Source organism: Acinetobacter sp. C26M (genome assembly GCF_023702675.1).
Taxonomy (GTDB): domain Bacteria; phylum Pseudomonadota; class Gammaproteobacteria; order Pseudomonadales; family Moraxellaceae; genus Acinetobacter.
Window position 1 is genome coordinate 1,980,209 of sequence record NZ_CP098478.1, and the last position, 18,961, is coordinate 1,999,169.

General features: G+C 40.1%; 18 protein-coding genes. 12 read left to right on the top strand and 6 right to left on the bottom strand.

The genetic code is table 11. From position 1 onward, the window contains the following. Nucleotides 1-24: 24 nt before the first annotated feature. Together NDN11_RS09030 and NDN11_RS09035 are read right to left on the bottom strand one after the other, a co-directional pair. Nucleotides 25-453, bottom strand: coding sequence for an SgcJ/EcaC family oxidoreductase (locus tag NDN11_RS09030; protein ID WP_251109396.1), 429 nt, complete (start codon nt 451-453; stop codon nt 25-27). 10 nt (nt 454-463) lie between these two features. Then, entirely contained in the window at nt 464-1,099 is a 636-nt protein-coding gene (locus NDN11_RS09035; RefSeq protein WP_251109397.1) for a TetR/AcrR family transcriptional regulator, read from the bottom strand. A 100-nt stretch (nt 1,100-1,199) separates the two neighbouring features. On the opposite strand from NDN11_RS09035, the gene NDN11_RS09040 reads away from it, so the two are divergent. Next, nucleotides 1,200-2,585 carry a flavin monoamine oxidase family protein gene (locus NDN11_RS09040; protein ID WP_251109398.1) on the top strand — a complete coding sequence of 462 codons (1,386 nt, stop codon included), beginning with the start codon at nt 1,200-1,202 and terminating at the stop codon, nt 2,583-2,585. Nucleotides 2,586-2,631: 46 nt separating this feature from the next. Continuing rightward, nucleotides 2,632-3,117, top strand: a complete 486-nt coding sequence (locus tag NDN11_RS09045) for a hypothetical protein (protein WP_251109399.1) — start codon at nt 2,632-2,634, stop codon at nt 3,115-3,117. 104 nt (nt 3,118-3,221) lie between these two features. Here NDN11_RS09045 and NDN11_RS09050 read toward each other — a convergent pair whose 3' ends face one another. Genes NDN11_RS09050 through NDN11_RS09060 form a run of 3 tightly spaced genes read right to left on the bottom strand, consistent with a single transcriptional unit; the run spans nt 3,222 to nt 6,084 of the window. Continuing rightward, nucleotides 3,222-4,133 carry an alpha/beta hydrolase gene (locus tag NDN11_RS09050; RefSeq protein WP_251109400.1) on the bottom strand — a complete coding sequence of 304 codons (912 nt, stop codon included), beginning with the start codon at nt 4,131-4,133 and terminating at the stop codon, nt 3,222-3,224. Further along, nucleotides 4,130-5,014, bottom strand: a complete 885-nt coding sequence (locus tag NDN11_RS09055; RefSeq protein ID WP_251109401.1) for an alpha/beta fold hydrolase — start codon at nt 5,012-5,014, stop codon at nt 4,130-4,132. The genes NDN11_RS09050 and NDN11_RS09055 overlap by 4 nt, the downstream gene beginning before the upstream one ends. A gap of 17 nt (nt 5,015-5,031) precedes the next feature. After that, nucleotides 5,032-6,084: a sugar phosphate isomerase/epimerase family protein gene (locus NDN11_RS09060; RefSeq protein ID WP_251109402.1), complete on the bottom strand. Its 1,053-nt coding sequence runs from the start codon at nt 6,082-6,084 to the stop codon at nt 5,032-5,034. Nucleotides 6,085-6,264: 180 nt separating this feature from the next. Here NDN11_RS09060 and NDN11_RS09065 point away from each other — a divergent pair, with 180 nt between their 5' ends. The 4 genes from NDN11_RS09065 to NDN11_RS09080 all read left to right on the top strand — a co-directional run bounded on the left by NDN11_RS09065 (nt 6,265) and on the right by NDN11_RS09080 (nt 11,085). Further along, on the top strand, nt 6,265-6,864 hold the full coding sequence (locus NDN11_RS09065; RefSeq protein ID WP_251109403.1) for a TetR/AcrR family transcriptional regulator: 600 nt from the start codon (nt 6,265-6,267) through the stop codon (nt 6,862-6,864). 210 nt (nt 6,865-7,074) lie between these two features. Continuing rightward, complete coding sequence (locus NDN11_RS09070; protein ID WP_167247192.1) at nt 7,075-7,590, top strand: sigma-70 family RNA polymerase sigma factor; 516 nt, start codon at nt 7,075-7,077, stop codon at nt 7,588-7,590. A 4-nt stretch (nt 7,591-7,594) separates the two neighbouring features. After that, nucleotides 7,595-8,545 carry a FecR family protein gene (locus tag NDN11_RS09075; RefSeq protein ID WP_251109404.1) on the top strand — a complete coding sequence of 317 codons (951 nt, stop codon included), beginning with the start codon at nt 7,595-7,597 and terminating at the stop codon, nt 8,543-8,545. Nucleotides 8,546-8,640: 95 nt separating this feature from the next. After that, nucleotides 8,641-11,085 (top strand): TonB-dependent siderophore receptor, encoded by a 2,445-nt coding sequence (locus NDN11_RS09080; RefSeq protein WP_251109405.1) that lies wholly within the window; start codon nt 8,641-8,643, stop codon nt 11,083-11,085. A 133-nt stretch (nt 11,086-11,218) separates the two neighbouring features. Here NDN11_RS09080 and NDN11_RS09085 read toward each other — a convergent pair whose 3' ends face one another. Further along, the gene (locus NDN11_RS09085) at nt 11,219-11,917 is read right to left on the bottom strand and encodes a DUF1826 domain-containing protein (RefSeq protein ID WP_251109406.1); all 699 of its coding nucleotides are present in this window, start codon (nt 11,915-11,917) and stop codon (nt 11,219-11,221) included. A 445-nt stretch (nt 11,918-12,362) separates the two neighbouring features. Between NDN11_RS09085 and NDN11_RS09090 the strand changes: the two genes are divergently transcribed. The 6 genes from NDN11_RS09090 to NDN11_RS09115 are packed head-to-tail and all read left to right on the top strand — an operon-like array spanning nt 12,363 to nt 18,961. Then, complete coding sequence (locus NDN11_RS09090) at nt 12,363-13,424, top strand: ABC transporter substrate-binding protein (RefSeq protein ID WP_167247200.1); 1,062 nt, start codon at nt 12,363-12,365, stop codon at nt 13,422-13,424. A 13-nt stretch (nt 13,425-13,437) separates the two neighbouring features. Continuing rightward, entirely contained in the window at nt 13,438-14,148 is a 711-nt protein-coding gene (locus NDN11_RS09095; protein WP_167247202.1) for a class II aldolase/adducin family protein, read from the top strand. Nucleotides 14,149-14,181: 33 nt separating this feature from the next. Further along, nucleotides 14,182-15,375, top strand: coding sequence for an LLM class flavin-dependent oxidoreductase (locus NDN11_RS09100; RefSeq protein ID WP_167247204.1), 1,194 nt, complete (start codon nt 14,182-14,184; stop codon nt 15,373-15,375). 9 nt (nt 15,376-15,384) lie between these two features. Continuing rightward, complete coding sequence (locus NDN11_RS09105) at nt 15,385-16,959, top strand: ABC transporter substrate-binding protein (RefSeq protein ID WP_251109407.1); 1,575 nt, start codon at nt 15,385-15,387, stop codon at nt 16,957-16,959. A gap of 5 nt (nt 16,960-16,964) precedes the next feature. Then, complete coding sequence (locus tag NDN11_RS09110; RefSeq protein ID WP_251109408.1) at nt 16,965-18,116, top strand: ABC transporter permease; 1,152 nt, start codon at nt 16,965-16,967, stop codon at nt 18,114-18,116. Further along, nucleotides 18,113-18,961 carry an ABC transporter permease gene (locus NDN11_RS09115; RefSeq protein WP_251109409.1) on the top strand — a complete coding sequence of 283 codons (849 nt, stop codon included), beginning with the start codon at nt 18,113-18,115 and terminating at the stop codon, nt 18,959-18,961. Before NDN11_RS09110 ends, NDN11_RS09115 begins: the two co-directional genes overlap by 4 nt.

The window sequence follows — 18,961 nt, forward strand, 5'->3', positions numbered from 1 at the left end:
TTTTTAGGGCAGAGTTTATTTCAATTATAAGCTATCTCTTAAGATTGCTTGCCCAGTTGTTGGATTGGTAAATGTCACATTTTCTAGGGCACGAATCAACCAACATCCGTTCTGTTTGCATAAGACAGCAAGAATCAATGTATCTACCTGATGTATACCAGCAGGGTGAGCTAAACCTGCTGTTAATCTGCTCCAAAAATGGATAATAACGACATCATCTGTGATTGGGCTCAGCTCTATGATTTCATTCTGAAGCGTCGAATCGCGATAGATGGTTTCATGAATAGGAAGATGTAAGGCAACAATTTCTTTTATACCTTTTACATAATGCCCAAAGCGATTCACAAAACTTGCATCCTCACAAAAGAGCGAGGCAAACGCAGCCATATCATGCTCATTCCAAGCAGTTTGGAATAAATATGGGATTTGCGCTGCGGCAGTTGCTTTAGCCATGATCTTTTCCTTAGCTCAATCCCTTGATCAATGCACTGATCGTCATCTCTTTTAAAGTATTTGGATTTCCCCAAGGATATTCTGGAATACCAATCAGACTTAAGGTAATCCCTAACATACTGCAGAGTAAAACGTTCTTGATTTCGTTCGCATCACCTGCACGTATTTCACCACGGGCTTGTGCTTCCTTAATGGCACGGGTGTAAATTTCTAATTGAGGGACTGCTTGCGAAGCATCGACAAAATAATGTTCCTCAGCATTCTGTGGATGATCTTCAATCAAAAAAATTGCTCTGCAATCATTTGGTCGATTTAACCAAAAATCAACTTGAGCAGTACATAGCTTTTGTAGTCGTTCTGATTCAGGACTATTGTTGTAGCATTCTTCAAGTTCAAGCATTAAATCTAAAAAAATCACTTCCCAAATATGGTGCAGTAACTGTCTTTTACTCGGAAATAAGGTATAGAGCGTTGCGGGTAAACAGTCTGCTTGGGCTGCAATTTTACGCATAGATACACCTTCGTATCCATGTGCTGCAAATAGGTCTCTGGCCGCCTGAATAATCACATTTCGATTGGCATCAATTTGTTCCTGACTGCGCGGAGGACGTCCACGGCGGGGTGCTTTTGTTTGATTATTTTCCATAGCTATTGATTTTAGTGAACACGTTCCATAAAATCAAATTTAATTTTAATGAACACGTTCATTAAAATATGGATGATAATTTTAATAGCAGGAAATAATGATGGATACTCAAACAACTGAAAAAACGTGGGATGTAATTGTGGTCGGTGCTGGTTTAGCAGGTTTAAAAGCAGGATTGGAATTAAAGAAAGCGGGTAAAGATGTATTGCTTTTAGAAGCGCGTGATCGTGTCGGTGGGCGCTCAAAAGCAGGTGAAATCTATGGAGAAACCATTGATCTAGGTGGGCAATGGGTTGGTCCGCAACAACAACTGTTATTGGCACAGGCCAAAGAACTGGGTGTTAAAACCTATCCTCAATTTATCAAAGGCGCGAGCTTGGTCAGCCGTAAGGGTTTAGTCAAATCATATCGCTCCAATATCCCCAAGCTGCCAATTGCTTCACTGCTTGAAATTGCGCTACTTGAGCGCCGTTGGAATAAAGAAGCTCAAACATTGCCGAATGGTGAACCTTGGTTAGCAGCACAGGCAAAGCAATGGGATGCAGAGTCGGTTGAAAGTTGGCTGTTAAAACATGTGCGAACAGACGGTGCGCGAGATTTTATGCGAACCATCGTAGGGGCACTCTTCTGTTGTAACACCTCTCAATTGTCCTATCTGTTTTTTCTCGAATATTTTAGACAAGGGCATGGACTTGAAAGTCTTATCTCAACTGAAGGTGGAGCACAGCAAGATAAATTCATCGGTGGTGCATGGCAAATTTCCAAGCGTATTGCAGATCAATTACAAGAGCATTTAATCCTAAATTCACCCGTTTTAGCTGTTGAGCAGCATGCCGATCATGTCAGAGTTGTGTGTAAAGCCCACAGCTATAAGGCAAAAAATATCATCATTGCCACACCGCCTGGACTTGCATCCAAAATTCATTACACACCACCGTTACCTACAAAGCGTGAACGGTTATTACAAAGTATGACCATGGGTGCTGTGATTAAAGTTCATTTGGCCTATAGCAACGCTTTTTGGAAGCAACAAAACTTAAATGGTGCTGTGGTTGCGACAGATCGAGCAGTCAGCGTTGTGTTTGATCAATCTCCAGAAGGAGCAAGTCATGGTGTCTTATTGGGATTGATCGAAGGTGATTATGCAATTGAATTAAGTTCGCTTGATGTTGATATGCGTCGCCAACGGGTCATTGCAGATTTTGTTTATTACTTTGGTCAACAAGCAGCACATCCTTTGGAGTATGTGGAACAAGATTGGCTCACTGAAGCGTGGTCTCAAGGGGGATATGTTGCGCATATGCCACCAGGAGTGATGACCACTTATGGCGATTGCATCAGACAGCCCGTCGATCGAGTTCATTGGGCGGGTACAGAAACGGCAACCGAATGGAGTGGCTATCTAGATGGTGCTTTACAGTCTGGTATACGTGCTGCCAAAGAAGTTATTTACAAAACAGACATTAAGTCTGTGATTGTTCCGTAGTCGCCTTGTATTACATGATCTTCATTCTGATGAATAAGGAATAAAAATGTTGTCTCAACAGTTTCTAAATGGAATTCACTATGAATTGCAAAATCGTGCTTTTGCGCTTATCGCAATTGCACGTATCGCCAATCGCTTAAAGGGAACACAAGAATATATTTTCTGGAGTGCCTATGAAAAGTTAGAACAGTTCAATACAGCACATTATTTTGCATATGCAGAGAAGTTAGGTCTCGATGCAACGCCATCTTTTTTGACTAAGGCAAAAGCATCACTGATCAGTTCAACGCCATCTTTCTTGTTGGATGAGTTACTTAAACTGGTTTATTCAAAAACCAAAGTTTATCTGGAGGACTTAAAACAAGTCCATGCTTTAGGAGCAGATACTGATCGTGAGTTTTTAGACTATATGCTTGCACAAGAACAAGTCCAAATAGAATTGATGGAACTGGCAATTAAAAAACAATATCGTGAAATCCCCTCTAAAATTGAGCAGTTTATCCAGCACTATCAAGATACAAAACTCGTCTAGCGCGTGTTTTCTTCTTATTAAGTTAAAAGTAAATCGTCCTATACCTGCATCGATATAGGACGTTTAAAAAAAATTAATGACTCAGTCATTTAGCACACAATTATTTATATTCGGACTTTATCATATATTTCGCTCGCAGCTGATGTGATCGCTAACATATGAATAGCACCATGAATCATGCCTGCTAACAAATGGAATTTCACATTGACCCCAGCAGCTTGCAATTTCTCTGCATACTTTTCACCATCATGTCGAAGTGGATCGTATTCACATACAAAAATCGTGGCATCGGGTAAGCCTTGTAATGAATGCGCGAGCAAAGGGCTGACTAGTTCATTTACTTTGTCTGACTCAGTATTAAGATACTGATCCCAACAATAAGCCATGGTTGCCGTCGTTAAACCAAAACCCTGCGCATATGTTTGATAAGAAGCGTTACTCATGGTGGCATCTAATGCTGGGTAGAACAGCAGTTGATGACTGATTTTAATATCAGGGTGTTGTTTTGCCAGTAGGCAGGCTGCTGCTGCGATATTTGCTCCAGCACTGTCTCCACCCACTGCAATACGGTTTTTATCAAGACCAAATACCGAAGCATTTTGCTGAATATAAGACAATGCAGTAAAAAAATCGGTTAATGGGATCGGGAACTTAATTTCAGGTGCTAAACGATAGTCGACAGAAAATATCACTTGCATCGTTGATTCTGCCAATAAACGACAAGTACGATCCCATGCATCTAGGCTGCCAAGACACCATCCACCACCGTGTGCAAAGACCATCGCAGGGCGTTGTTGCACATGTTCTAAAACATAGGGAACATATACACGAACTTCAATTTCTGCTTGATCCTCAGTCATAACAGTAAAGCTGTGTTGATAAGATGAATCTCGATCAATACCTTGTTGTTGGATAATCGATTGATTTATCTGTGCCCTCAGTTCATCCAATGTATTAGCAGCGGGCAGCGCAGACTGAGACTTAAGCCAATTTTCGATTTCAATATTTAAAGTCATCTTGCTTTTTCCTGCTGTAAAAAATTAAGAATCAATGAACAAAATACTTCTGGTTGTTCTTCCATAATGAAATGTCCGCAATCTTTGACAATTGCACTCGATAACTGAGTGCTCACCTTTTTCATGGTTTCATAAGGCGCATTGTTTGTTGCATGCTCAGCACCAATTGCGAATACGGGCATGTTTAAATTTTTGGTTCCCCTTAATTTATTTTGACGAATGGTTTCAGGGATGGCGCGATAGTAATTAAAACCTGCTGTTAAACGTCCTGAAAGCTTATAAGCCTCTATATAGGTTTCAGCAGCAACTTTATCTCGATGCCATGACCATTTATCAAAAATATAATTGAGATAAGTTTCTTCACGCCCCATGACTAAAGCTTCAGGCAAATCGCTAATCTGGTTAAACATAAAATGCCAGAGAAAAATATTCTGTTCAGGTGGAACAAAAACTGCGGGCGGTGGAGCCAACCCCGGAATAACAGCTTCTGTGAGAGCAAGATGAGTGACGGATTCAGGAAAGTCGCAGGCAAGTGCATAGCCCACCCACATCCCGATATCATGCCCAATAACCGCATAGCGATGATGTCCAAGTTCAGACATCAGGCTAGATAGAATGGCTGCAATACGTCCAGTATCATAGTGGCCATCAAGTGGAGCTGAGTAACCCGTTCCAGGTGGATCAACGGCAATCGCTTGATAACCATGTTGAGCCAACTCAGCCATGACATGGCGCCATGCATACCATGTTTGCGGCCAGCCCGGAATCAGTAAAACAACAGGCCCATTACCTATGGATACATAATGTAATTTTTTAGCTTCAATGTTGATGTAGTGATGATTAAATTGCTTTGATAATTTTTCAGTATGCGTCGTCATCATTATTTCTCGTTCTACGCTTAAATGCCCAATAGTTGGTTGATTTGTGTTTGATTTACTGGCGCAGCGGCAAAGTCATCAAATATCTTGTCGGTTACATGGATAATATTTTTCTTAATAAATTCAGCACCTTCACGTGCACCATCATCTTTATTTTTTAGACAACATTCCCATTCTAAAGTTGCCCAACCCTGATAGTCGTTATATGCTAATTTTGAGAAAACCGATTTAAAATCAACTTGGCCATCTCCTGTAGAACGGAAACGACCAGCTCGATCTCCCCAATTTTGATAGCCACCGTACATACCTTGACGGCCTGTTGGTGTGAACTCGGCGTCTTTTACATGGAACATACGGATGAAGTCCTTGTAGATATCTAAGTATTCTAAATAGTTCAACTGCTGAAGAATAAAATGACTAGGATCAAACAAAATGTTGCAACGCGGATGATATTTGGTGCGTTCTAAAAACATTTCAAAACTCGCACCATCATGTAAATCCTCAGCTGGATGAATCTCATAGCAAAGATTGACATCGTACTCATCACAGGCATTGAGAATTGGCATCCAACGACGCGCAAGTTCATCAAAAGCAGTTTCAATCAGTCCTTCAGGACGTTGCGGGAAGGGAAAGATATAAGGCCATGCTAAAGAACCAGAGAATGTTCCCATCTCATGTAGCCCTAGACGTGCAGAGGCTTGAACCGAAGCTAACATCTGTTGCTCAGCCCATTGCATTCTTTCTTTTGGCTTTCCATGCAAATGATCTGGTGCAAAACCGTCACATAAAGCATCATAAGCAGGATGAACCGCCATTAATTGCCCAAAAATATGTGTGCTTAACTCACTAATTTGCAGACCGTTATGATCTAAAATCCCTGTGATCTCATCACAATAGTTTTGACTTTGCGCTGCTAAATTGACATCAAATAATCGCTTATCCCACGCAGGAAGTTGAACAGCCTTGAAGCCATTGTCCGCAACCCATGCTGAAATGCTTGCTAAATTATTGAATGGAAAAACATGATCACTGAATTGCGCGAGATGAATACTTGGGCCTTTGATTGTTTGCATCTTTGAAACTCAATTGGTTGTCGATCGACAAACAATAGGCTTTATGTGATTTAAAAACAACTCATTTTTTAAATCACAGTCATAAATTGGGTATAGATACAACAAATCATATTGATTTATTTGCGAAAAATATTTTTCCGATTAATAATAAAAAACACTAAATTTGATAAAAGAAGCACTATGGCGGGTAGACCAAGAGAGTTTGATCGAGAAAAAGCCTTGGTCAAAGCACGAGATTTTTTCTGGCAGCATGGTTACGAAGGAACATCCATGTCAGATTTAGTTGAGGTTTTGGGTATTGCTTCAGCACGTATTTATAAAGCATTTGGTTCAAAAGAAGCGCTTTTCAGAGAGGCTGTTAAACATTACGAACAAAATGAAGGTGGCTTTGCAGTCAAAGCATTGCAGCAGCAAAATATCAAAGCAGTAATAACCCAATTATTTCAAGAAGCGATCAAGTTATACACTCAAACAAATCACGCGTATGGTTGTATGGTTGTTTCTTCAGCAAGTGTATTAAGTGAAGAAAATCAAGATCTTCTCGTCTGGATGAAACAGCAGCGCATTCAGCGTGTTAATGGTCTGATTCAACGTTTTGAACAAGCTAAACGAGATGGTCAATTGCTGGAGGATGCGGATCCTGAACAATTAGGGCAATATTATGGGCTGGTTTTACATGGCTTATCTGTACAGGCAAGAGATGGTTATTCGGAACAAATACTATTATCAAACATCAGCTTGGCACTAAAAAATCTGGATCAATATCTTGTAAGAGCATAAGTTGATTTTAGATATCAACGGCTAGATTGCATAGCAGAAAGAAGGAACAACAATGTTCCTTTATTTAGAGTTTTGGTGAAAATAAGAAAGGAATGGAAGCATAATTTCAACCTATGAATAGGGATGAAAGTTTAGTGATAAATTACAATTGAATTTAGAAAGACTTTAAATGATAATAATTATTATTTGTATAATCGAATGGCGTATTTTATGTCATCTCCTGCGATAGACCAGCAAATTTCAATGCTATACCAGCAGCACCACACATGGATTTATCACTGGTTATATAAAAAACTAGGAAACTCAGCAGATGCTGCAGACTTAGCTCAAGACACTTTTTTGCGTCTGTTGGCACGACAGCAACAATTAGAATTTCAGCAACCCAGAGCCTATCTCGTCAATATCGCGAAAGGGCTGATGGTGAACTGGTTACAACGAAAGGAAGTAGAACGTGCTTATCTTGAGGTTTTAATCGAGCAACCTGAAATACAACAACCATCACCAGAGCGTCAAATCATAATTATTGAAACCTTAGTAGAGGTTATAACGTTATTAGCAGAGTTACCCTACAGCGTGGTTCTAACGTTCTTGTATGCCCAGTTAGAAAAATTAAAATATCAAGAAATTGCAGATCGCTTGGATATTTCAGTTAGTACCGTGAAACGTAATATTCAGCGGGCTTACCTTCATTGTTTGCAAGCAATGTTGGCTGCTGAGGATCTCTAAACTCATGTCCAATTTGGATAAACAACAAGTTTTAGAGCAAGCGATTGAATGGCTCATACGCATGCAAGAAAATGAGCTGTCATCACATGAACTTGAACAACTACAGCAGTGGCAATCACAAAGTGCTGTACATCAAAAGGTTTGGGAAAAGGCGTTATTACTACAAACAAAATTTTCAGATGTCCCGATCGATCTTGTAATACCTGTCGTACAAAAAGTGGGCTACTCATCAAAGCAATATCATAAAAAATATTTATGGTTATTGGCACTTATTCCGCTGTGTTCAGGTTTTTATTTAAGTAATCAACAGATGCAATGGTTTGCTGACTATCGCAGTGGCATAGGTGAGCGAAAAAGTATTACCTTGCCAGATGGCGGAGTCATCTTACTGAATGCCGCTTCTGCCATAGATGTTGAATATACAAACCAACAACGAACCATTATTTTACGCAAAGGTGAAATCTGGATTGAAACTCGACATGACCAACTTAATCGCCCATTTGTGGTGAATACCCAACAAGGTTCAGCACAAGCCTTAGGAACAAAATATTTGGTAAAAATGACGCCAGAGTATTCAATGGTCACTGTAACACAAGGAAAGGTCCGTGTTTCTGCACAGCAATCAAAGCACAAGCAAATCGTTGAAGCAGGACAACAGCTGAGCTTTAATGCGCATGCGATAGATAAAACAAAAAACTATGAGGAAAGCAGTATCGCATGGACGAAAGGTTTTTTAATGGTGAATGAAATGAGCTTAAAAGAGTTTGTTGCTCGTTTACAACCCTATCAAAAAGGCATAATGCGAACCAATACTAATGTTGAAAACATTAAAATATCAGGAACCTATCCAATTGATCATTTGGAAAAAGTCTATGCAATGCTTGCACAGACTTATGATCTTAAAATTGAGCAGTACGCAGGTGGTTATTTCACCCATATTCAAGCCGCAGAATAAATAACAGAAAAAAATCATTTTTTTATGAGCTGATTTTAATTCTCAACTGGCATAGATGATAAGGAACATATCATTGTTAATGACAAGGGGAAAATATGTACGCTCAACAGGGAAAAAATGTGCTTACAAAAGCAATCGGGATCGCAATACTCAGTGCTATATACGGTATTTCAGCCACAGCCTATGCTGCCGATAAGCAAACACAACAACACTTTGAGATTCGATCAGGTCAGTTGGGACAAGCATTATCCAGTTTTGCTATGCAATCGGGTATCGCATTATCATTTGATCCCAATTTAACCAAAGGACTAAATACCCTAGGGTTAGAGGGCTCTTATACTGTTGCAGAAGGATTCGAACAGCTTTTAAAAGGTACAAAATTACAATTAGTTCAGCAAGACCATGGTGGCTGGACGATTGAGAAAAATAACAAGACTTCTCAGCAGCCCAAACAAATTCGCGAAGTCGGACAATTAAAAAGTATTGCCGTGAATGGTATAGAAAAATCAACAGATGCTTCTCAACTTCCCGTGATTAGTGTTTCTGCACAAGACCAGCCACGTGGATTAAAAAGACAGACACAATCGGGGGTTTTAGGCAATAAGTCGATACTGGATACACCTTTTTCTATAACAGTTGTTGAAAGTAGTGACATTGAAAAGCGCGGTGCAAAATCGATCGGACAGATTTTTGCCAATGATGCATCTGTTTATACTCCAACCAACTCAATGTCTACAGATTGGTGGGGTACCCAAATTCGTGGATTAGGTGTTCGCAACTACTATGTTGATGGTGTTCCTGTGTATTTATCTTGGGGTGGTGATTTTCCTGTAGAGGTTGCTGAAAGTGTCACTGCTTTAAAAGGACTAACTGGTTTTATGTATGGCTTTGGCACACCAGGAGGAGCCATTAGTTATCAAACAAAACGCCCTACAGCAATTCCAAAAAGCAGTTTACAACTTGATTATCGCAATTCGAGTTTATTTTCTGCTTATGTTGACAATAGCAATCATTTAGACAGCCTAGATATAGACTATCGCTTCACTTTGGGGGGAGATGCAGGCACGGCCTATAATGAAACAGATAACCGCCGCTTTGTGACATCATTTGCATTCGATAAGCAATTAACTGATGATTTAACTTGGGAAAGCAATGTTATTTACGAATATAACAATCGAAAACATGAGCCAATTCAGTTCTATCTTGATAGTTATGATGTGATTGGTAGTAATGGAAAACTACCCCAAATCAACTATGACTATGATCATATCAACATTGATGGTTCCTACTATAAAACAGCGACCTTGGTTGCTTCTACAAATTTAAAGTGGAAAATCAATGATGACTGGACTGCCAAATATGATTTTGGTTATACCCGCAAGAAACACCTATCGAATAAAATATTTGCCAACCTTGCAAATGAGCAAGGCGATTATGAAGGGAATCTATATAGTTTTGCGGGTTTATCGCAGTACTTTTTAAACCAGTTGCAAGTAACAGGCAATATCCAGACTGGATCAATTCAACATGAGCTGGTTGCGGGTACAGGCTATATCCGAAATTTTGATAAATATTCGGAATTTTTCTGGGGTGATTATTTTACAGGCAACATCTACCGAAAACCTGACTATAAAATAACCCATACGCCTAACTTTTATTTATCACCAGAAAGCACACCAGAAAGTCAGACCTATGGCTTCCTAAGCGACACCCTTCATTTTGGTTCGCAATGGCAAGCTATTCTCGGTGTGCGATATACCTATTTTGATAATGAAGCAGCAAGTGGCTCTGACAATGGGTATAGTACCAAGAAGGCGACGCCTACCGCTGCTTTGATTTATAAACCGATTCCGGATGCGACTATTTATGGCAGTTATGTAGAAGGAATAGAACGGGGGCAACGCATTGAAGCACCGTATGCCAATGCGGGTGAACAACTAGATGCCACAGTCAGTAAGCAGTATGAAGTGGGGTTTAAATATGATCTTGATCAATTTAGCTTGAGCTCAGCTTTATTTAAAGTTGAGCGTGTAGAAGCGATGGATGTTATTCGCAATAGCTTAAAATATTTGACTCAAGATGGCCTGACCACTTATCAAGGTTGGGAAATGAATGGGACATATAAACCATCTGATCAATTGAAGTTCGGTGTAGGACTACTTCGTTTAGACAGTGAAATTAATCGTGTATCTGATGAGAATAAAGCCATTGAAGGTAATAGCCCTGCATTTGCAGCAAAATGGCAAGCAGTGTCCAGTGCTGAGTATAGTTTTCCAATGATTGAAGGTTTAAGCGTACATGGGAATGTTCGTTATAATGGATCTTCATATATTACCAATACCAATCAAATGAAAGTCCCAGCTTATACGCTTGTTAATTTGGGAACATCTTATAATTTTAAATTCAATAAGTATGATGCGGTATTGAATGTCAATATCAACAATCTATTCAACAAAAAATATTGGGCAGGTGGTGGATATGGGGCTGGAAATGTGGGTGAAGCATTGAATGGTTCACTCGGTTTAAAAATAAACTGGTAAATGGAATTATTAAAAATCATGTTGTGAGGATTTATTCACGCACGACCAAGTGCAGCACCAACAACAAGAGTGGGGGTGCTGTTTTTGATTATCAATTAATATCTCCATAATAATGCTGATCTAGATTAAATACTTAACAGATCAACAGCAGTCGATAATCGCCATTTTTTTCAATAGGCGCTCTATGAACACAAGGCAATGCTTGTTGTGTTGGATGGTCTACCGCTAGACGCCAAAGATGGCCTGTACCTAAATTGACAGGTTTGGCATTGGGTTTAGCTTGATAATGTAAATCAAAAAAATATTCTTCTAAGAACTTTTCAAATTCAGCTTCTGAACCCTCATGTAGTTCTTTAAGTTTTTCTCGTATTTCTGGAATTACAATTTTTTGCTGAACCTGATCAGAAGGGAGGATTTCACTTGCAGGACCATAATAGGTACATAAAAACGTATCTGTTTCGATAGGTGAACGATCCACATGATAGGAATATACATCGGTTGAAATGAAATCGAACTCTTCATCGCGTTCGTAGCATTTAAGTAAATTAAGAGAGGGAGACGCACCAAAATCAGTTAATTGCTGGATATCCTCTAAAAGAATTTCTCTTGCTACAAGACCTTGTTCTGAAAGTTGCAGTGCTAAGAGATCTTCAACGGAAACTTCAGTAATATTGTCTTTTAACTCAAGTTTAGTTACGACTTCCTTAAAATCTCCAACCAGCTCTCTATGCCAGCAAATCGCATTCATATCTCCTTGAAAATTCGAATTTACTAATTCAGAAAAGGTAGAAACCACACTAATTTGAGTGCTGTCAGAAAATATTTGCTTCATTTGAAAACTAAATCATAAACCATGTCTGATTATACAATTAGCTTGAGCGACTTTGAAATTCTTGATCGTGCTACTTTCATCGTTCCAACCTGAAACATATTCAAAAAATCATAATATCAACCTTGTCAGATGTTTCTAATAGCGACTCAATTCGTGCAATTTTGAACACAATTAGGATTCACGATGAAAACTATAAACAATAAGAATGTGTGCCAATTTTAGATGTATTTGAAAAAATATGGGGCTGTCTCTAATTATCGATAGGAAGAGGCTTTGCCTTTTGAGCTGCTGTGAAATCAACACTGATTTAAAAAAATGATGAAATATAAACAACAAATAGATATTGAATTTTAATTAAGCTATTGAAAAATATAAACAATCACATTTGGCATAAAAGCTGCTCAATACAAGTGATATGAAATTGGAAATATCCTAAGGAATACCTATGTCACTTGTTCTCGATAAAAAAGAAAATTCTAAAGAATTTGTAAAGAGTAGTTTATCTGAAATTTGGGTCACTCGATGTCCTGTACCAACAGCAACTGGTATCTCACTAAAACGTGGAACACTGATTGAAAAGTTTGAACAGCACGGTATTGATGTTGCTGTTTTACAAGATGCCCGTAAAGGTCTATCTGTTCATCATTTTGATCATCAACTGCCTGCATTATTTCGTGAGGGTGGAAATGTTCCAGCATTAGCTGCTCGTTCTGAAGGCGCTCCAAGTCGACTTATTGGTTTGACGTGGATTGATGAATGGCAGGTGATTATTGTTCGCCCTGATTCTGAAATCAGTAAGCCAGAGCATTTAAAAAATGTGAAAGTTGCTTTACCAGAGTACGCCGATAAGCGTGCTGGCAGCATTTTTAGAGCAATGTCATTACAAGGTATCCGAGGTGCTTTGCAACTTGCAAATTTAACCTTCCGTGATGTGGATTTTATTGAAGTCCCTGAAAGAGCTGAGTCGCCTAATCAAGTACGTGATGCCAGTACTTATTGGTCTGGATTAGATGCATTAATCACAGGTGAAGTTGATGCCGTTTATGTAAAAGGTGCATCAGCTGTTGAAGCTGCTACAAAGCGCGGTTTAAAAGTTGGGATTGATTTGGATCAATTTGAGGATGTGACTTCTCGTGTAAACAATGGTACGCCTCGTCCAATCACTGTACATGAAGACTTATTGAAAGATCACTTTGACGTTGTCGTTGATTTTTTGGAAGAGCTGTTTGATACCGCTGATTGGGCGCAAGATCATTTAGATGAAGTGCTGGTTATTCTTCAAGATGAAACGATTGCTGGTGCAGAAAGCGTAGCGACAGCCTACCGCAATAACTTTCATAAGTCTTTACATCCATCATTAAGTGAAGAGCGCTTAGAGCTTTTAAGACAACAAAAAGATTTTCTTTGGTTACACGGTTTTCTCGAGCGCGATGTTGATCTTGATACTTGGGTGGATCACCGTCCTTTGCTCGAAGTTTTAAAGCGCCGCCAAAATAAACAATTTTAATAGGATATTGATCATGACAACGCTTATTCAAACTCCGCTATCTCCTGAACTAAATGACTTTATCGAATCGAACCGTGAAAAAGCTGAATTTGCTTTTGAAGTGTTTCGTGAAACCAGAACAATCACGGCAAATGGAACAGTCAATTTTGTTGAACGTGGACCTGATAATACCTTAATCACTTTTAACTATGCAGGACCTTGGTCTAAAGATAAAAAAAGCAAAGTACTTGTGGAGACAATTGATGGTGAAGTTTTATTGGGACGAAAAAATGCAGGTGGGCGTTATAACAAACTTTTTCGCGAGCATGCAGATGTCACCACAATATCTCATGTACACGCGCCGAATTTAGGGGCTTGGGCGCAAACCCATCGGACCTTACCGATTCGTTATGTGCCTGTTCAGCGCTTTCATTTATTTAAAGAACTACCAATTTATATTGATCGTCGTCAGGCCGAGGTAGATTTCATTTTAGATCAACTCAAAGTTGATATCGAACATCGAGCAATTTTAGAAGCCAACGGTGGTGCGACTGTATGGGGGCGTCAGGGCTTACAAGAAACAGCTGAATTTATCTTGTTGCTTGAGGAAGGTGCACAGATTCAGTTACTTGCTGAATTAGCTGGGGGAAGCCGTGAATACGGACAAGGTGTTTTACACCAGCAGTGGCGAATGAGTGGTTTAACCGATAAAGCGAAGTCGCTTGGATTACTTCCACTTCACTAGAAACCTGATTCAAATATAAATATAGAGAATATTATGGCTGTAAAACTTTTATGGTATCTCACTTCTCCAGATGGACCATATCCTTGGTTGGAATCTGGGCGGTGGGATACCGATTATGAACACTTGCAACAGGTTGCGATTACTGCAGATCGGCTTGGTTTTTACGGTTCACTTATGGGTACCAGCGAGTATGAAACACTTGCTGTTGCTGCAAGTTTAATTCCAGTTACTGAACGTTTAAAGTTTCTGGTTGCCCAACATCCTGGAGAAGTCCAGCCAGCAGTTTTGGCAAAATATGCGCAAACGTTTGATGCATTTTCTAAAGGGCGCTTGTTGTTTAATGTCGTTAATGGAAATGATAAGGGATTGGCAGCTTTAGGTATTCACTATACGCATGATGAGCGTTATGACTTTAGCAAAGAATACTGGACTGCATTTCAGCAAAACTATTTAGGTGATACATCTGGATTTGATGGCGAATTTATTCAAATTGCGCCACGTCTAGAAGGGGGATCTCCTATGTCCAAATGGCGTGGTCCAACTCAAAAGCAGGGTGTTCCTTTATGGGGAGCTGGAACTTCTGCCAAAGGCGTTCAGCATTCTGTTGAATTACTCGATGTGTATTTGAGTTTTGCGAATACGCCACCGCTACTTGGAGAAAAGTTTAGCAAAGTTGCGGCTGAGGCGGAAAAAATTGGACGTACTTTAGCGTTTGGTACTCGATTACAAATTATTGTACGGGAAACAGAAGAAGAGGCTTGGCAGTATGCTCAGTCGCTACTTGACAAGATTGATGTCAATTATGCAATCGAAGCTGTTAAACGGCAGCTTCCACCCGATGAGACTTTTGAGAGTTATCAAAGCCCAAATCCGATCGTTCAAAGGAATCTTACATTGCTCCGACATGGAGTATTACCTCGTGCCAAAGATTTTGAAATTTATCCTAATGTTTGGACTGGGCCATCTTTATTTGGTTTTGATATTTTAAGCCCAGCAGCGGGCACAGCCTTGGTCGGTAGTGCTGAAAATATTGCAGAACGGATTAAAGAATACGAAAGCTATGGTGTATCTGCCTTTATCTTATCTGGTTTCCCTTTAATTGGAGAAGCCTATCGTGTAGCTGATTTATTGTTCCCTTTATTAGAGCTCGATCATGGTTTTGAGTTACCTAAACTTAATAAAAATTCATCCATTGATTCTCTCTTGAATCAAGCAGTCGTCGTTTAAGGGGGAAACATGCACAAAATTACGCGTCGAGAGCTCATCAAACAGACCGGATTGGGAATTGGAGCTGTTGCTGGGATGAGCCTGATAGGATGTTCTAAAACTGAGTCTTCATCTTCGGAAAATGCTGATCCGAGTCAAACTCAAGATGATACCCCGAAAAAAGGCGGTGTGATTAAAATTGGGGTGATCAATGGTAATCAAGCAGGTAATCTAGATGCACATAAGCCTATTGGCATGTCCAGTGCATTTAGAGGCTGGCCGTTATATGCAAAATTATGGGAATGGGGCAGAGATATTCAGCCCAAACTCGCACTTGCAGAATTTGCAGAACCAAATAATGATGGAACGAAATGGACCATTCGCCTAAAAAAGGGTCTCGAATTTCATCACGGTAAAACCATTACTGCTGATGATGTTATTTTTTCCTTACGCCGTTTGACTGACCCTAAACTCGCTTCACCATTTGCTGCCTATCTTTATTCATTGCAAAGAGATGGTATTAAAAAGCGAGATGAATACACCGTTGAGATTCCTTTTGTTCAAGGAAAAGGCTTGGTTGCTTTACCTGAAGCATGGATGAGTTGGGGAGGCATCGTTCCTACAGATTATGACCCTGTTAAAAATGTCGTAGGTGCTGGGCCTTTTAAGCTTGAAAGTTTTACACCGGGTCAGCGCTCACGCTTTGTCCGTTTTGAAAATTACTGGAAAGAAAATCAACCTTATGCTGATGCAATAGAAATCATTGATTTTAAAGATCAGACAGGACGTCTTGCTGCTTTGCAATCAGGTCAAATTGACATTGCTGCAGGGGTAAGTGCCGAGCATATTGCTTTAATTCAAGCCAATAAACGACTGAATCTTGTTTCCTCTGAAACAGATGCTTGGCAATCTTTTGATATGAATACCTCAAAAGCACCGTTCAATGATCCTCGAGTACGTCAAGCTTTTAGATTGATTGCCAATAGAGATGATTTGGTTAAACGGGCTTTAGCTGGACAAGGACGAGCTGCAAATGATCTCTATTCCTTTAGTGACCCTGTATATGACCACAGTATTCCACAACGTAAGCAGGATTTAAATAAAGCGAAGGCGTTGTTGAAAGAAGCTGGTTTTAGCAATAGCTTGGCAGTTGATTTATATACAGGTCCGGATAGCAATGCTGCATTGGTTTTTGCACAGCATGCAGCTCAGGCTGGTGTTATCGTTAATGTTAAACAGGTTGAAGCTGCCACCTTTGCTGATGCTGTAAAACAGGATTGGGCATTTAGTACAGGTTCGAACGTTTCACGCCCTTTTTTATTAACCGTCTTGCAAATTGATGGGCCAGGTGCGGCAAATAATAAGACCCGCTTTAACAATGAGCGTTTTACAGAACTAGTGCATGCGGCATTGCAACAAACTGATTTGGAAAAACGCAAAGTTCTTGTTCATGAAGCACAGCATATTCAGCATGAACAAGGTGGTTTACTCATTTGGGGTTTTAACAATGTACTCGATGCACATTCGAGCCAAATTGGTGGAGTAACTCCTGATCGCACAGGCTTTGCTGCGTGGCGTACAGATGAATTTTGGCGTAGGGGGTGACCGCTATGACAACGCAATCCAGCAAAATAGAGACAGCCATTTCACATCAAACTATCACTAGATCATTTGAAGTACCAGCATGGTTACCTTGGTTTTTCACACGGTTGTTGTCAGGTGTATTGGTTGTTTTTGTGATTAGTCTCATTGTTTTTATTGCTACACAAGCACTTCCATCTGATCCTGCTCGCGTCATTTTGGGCCCAGAAGCGCCTGAAGCGACAGTTCAAATACTTCGTGAACAATTAGGCCTGAATGATCCAATATTGATTCAATACTGGCATTGGTTGAGTCAATTATTACAAGGTAATTTTGGTCGTTCGATTGATTCCAATGTACCTGTTGTGCAAATTGTTCAGAATTATTTCGGAAACACCGTTGCATTAACGATCTTGGTTATTGTCATCACTGTACCACTTTCAGTGGTACTGGGTGTGTGGCTATCACTCCGTCGAGATAGCAAACTAGATCGCATTATTGTTTCAAGCTCTATTCTATTCAAGGCTGTTCCAGGGTTTGTGATTGCAATCTGGTTAATGATGTTTTTCTCAACCTCAATCCTTCATATATTGCCAGCTGCGTCCTTGTTGATTCCAGAGCAGTCAGCTTTTAGCCAAATCGAGTTTCTAGTTTTACCGATTTTAACGTTGGCCTTATCGCTTATTCCATATCTGATGCGTTTAGTTCGTGGTTCTATGATTGATGCACTTGAGTCTGACTATGTAACCTCTGCACGATTGCGTGGTATTCCTGAGCGTCGGATCATATGGAAACATGTTTTACCCAATGCATTGGTGCCAGTGGTACAGGGAACAGCATTAACGATACGAGTTCTGCTGAGCGGTGCTCTCATTATTGAGGTGGTTTTCAGTTATCCCGGTATTGGTAATGCACTCAATGCCGCAATTGAATTAAGAGATATCCCGACCATTCAAGCAATTGTTTTATTACTGACCATTTGTGTGGTAGCCGTTAATTTAATCGCAGATTTAATCACGACTTTACTCACACCAAAAATACGAACAGCCAAAAGACATAAAGCACGTTCGCCTGGTCTGCGTCAGGCATTACGTTTATGGAAGTCAGGTCGACCAATTACCGTCAAACCTGTTAACCGCCGTAATGCGTTAAAGAACATTCAGCAAGGAGGTGGGAAATGAGCTCACTTCATTGGTATCAAAGAAATTTTTTTCAAACATTAATTCGTGAAAGACAGGTACGTTTTGGATTTGTAGTCACGACCTTAGTGCTGATTTTTGCACTTGTTGGCCCACTATTGGCTCCATTTGAGCCTACGGCTTTAATCGGTATGACATATGGTCCGCCTGAGGGAAAATCTTTTCTTGGCTATGATTATATTGGTCATGATGTCTGGTCACGCGTACTTTCTGGAGGGGCTTCTATCATCTGGATGACACTGGCTGCCAGTTTGATTGCATTAATGATTGGCACTAGTTTAGGTGTATTCGCTGCTTTTGCCCGAAATAGGATTGATCAGTTCGTGACATGGCTTACAGATGTTTTTATGGCCTTTCCTGATCTTATATTGGTCTTGCTGATCGTTTCCATGTTAGGTCGGGAACCTTGGCTTATTGTTTTAACGGTTTCAATTGCTTTTATTCCTGGCGTAGTACGTCTTGTACGAAGCGTTGCACTTAATCTCGTAGAACAAGAATATATCGAAGCAGCCAGAATTCTCGGGTACTCAAAAACCTATATTTTATTTCGTGAAATTTTACCCAACATGTTGACGCCTTTACTCATCCATCTTGGTGTGATGCTGACATGGGCTGTGGGTATGTTATCTGGTTTGGCTTTTCTTGGTTATGGTGTAGCACCTCCAGCAGCAGATTGGGGACTCATGATTAATGAAAATCGTGCTGGTTTATTGGTGCAGCCGTGGGCGGTATTTGCTCCTGTCATCTTCATTGCCTTGTTTGCGCTCGGAACGAATGTATTGGCTGAGGGCGTCGGACGTGCAGCAGCTCGGATTGAGGAAAAATAA

What these genes read in the sequence shown, in the direction of transcription:
- NDN11_RS09115 (WP_251109409.1), top strand. Translation starts at nt 18,113, where the DNA reads ATGAGCTCACTTCATTGGTATCAAAGAAATTTTTTTCAAACATTAATT.
- NDN11_RS09100 (WP_167247204.1), top strand. Translation starts at nt 14,182, where the DNA reads ATGGCTGTAAAACTTTTATGGTATCTCACTTCTCCAGATGGACCATAT.
- NDN11_RS09070 (WP_167247192.1), top strand. Translation starts at nt 7,075, where the DNA reads ATGTCATCTCCTGCGATAGACCAGCAAATTTCAATGCTATACCAGCAG.
- NDN11_RS09105 (WP_251109407.1), top strand. Translation starts at nt 15,385, where the DNA reads ATGCACAAAATTACGCGTCGAGAGCTCATCAAACAGACCGGATTGGGA.
- NDN11_RS09040 (WP_251109398.1), top strand. Translation starts at nt 1,200, where the DNA reads ATGGATACTCAAACAACTGAAAAAACGTGGGATGTAATTGTGGTCGGT.
- NDN11_RS09030 (WP_251109396.1), bottom strand. Translation starts at nt 453, where the DNA reads ATGGCTAAAGCAACTGCCGCAGCGCAAATCCCATATTTATTCCAAACT.
- NDN11_RS09065 (WP_251109403.1), top strand. Translation starts at nt 6,265, where the DNA reads ATGGCGGGTAGACCAAGAGAGTTTGATCGAGAAAAAGCCTTGGTCAAA.
- NDN11_RS09085 (WP_251109406.1), bottom strand. Translation starts at nt 11,917, where the DNA reads ATGAAGCAAATATTTTCTGACAGCACTCAAATTAGTGTGGTTTCTACC.
- NDN11_RS09060 (WP_251109402.1), bottom strand. Translation starts at nt 6,084, where the DNA reads ATGCAAACAATCAAAGGCCCAAGTATTCATCTCGCGCAATTCAGTGAT.
- NDN11_RS09080 (WP_251109405.1), top strand. Translation starts at nt 8,641, where the DNA reads ATGTACGCTCAACAGGGAAAAAATGTGCTTACAAAAGCAATCGGGATC.
- NDN11_RS09090 (WP_167247200.1), top strand. Translation starts at nt 12,363, where the DNA reads ATGTCACTTGTTCTCGATAAAAAAGAAAATTCTAAAGAATTTGTAAAG.
- NDN11_RS09050 (WP_251109400.1), bottom strand. Translation starts at nt 4,133, where the DNA reads ATGACTTTAAATATTGAAATCGAAAATTGGCTTAAGTCTCAGTCTGCG.
- NDN11_RS09055 (WP_251109401.1), bottom strand. Translation starts at nt 5,014, where the DNA reads ATGATGACGACGCATACTGAAAAATTATCAAAGCAATTTAATCATCAC.
- NDN11_RS09095 (WP_167247202.1), top strand. Translation starts at nt 13,438, where the DNA reads ATGACAACGCTTATTCAAACTCCGCTATCTCCTGAACTAAATGACTTT.
- NDN11_RS09035 (WP_251109397.1), bottom strand. Translation starts at nt 1,099, where the DNA reads ATGGAAAATAATCAAACAAAAGCACCCCGCCGTGGACGTCCTCCGCGC.
- NDN11_RS09045 (WP_251109399.1), top strand. Translation starts at nt 2,632, where the DNA reads ATGTTGTCTCAACAGTTTCTAAATGGAATTCACTATGAATTGCAAAAT.
- NDN11_RS09075 (WP_251109404.1), top strand. Translation starts at nt 7,595, where the DNA reads ATGTCCAATTTGGATAAACAACAAGTTTTAGAGCAAGCGATTGAATGG.
- NDN11_RS09110 (WP_251109408.1), top strand. Translation starts at nt 16,965, where the DNA reads ATGACAACGCAATCCAGCAAAATAGAGACAGCCATTTCACATCAAACT.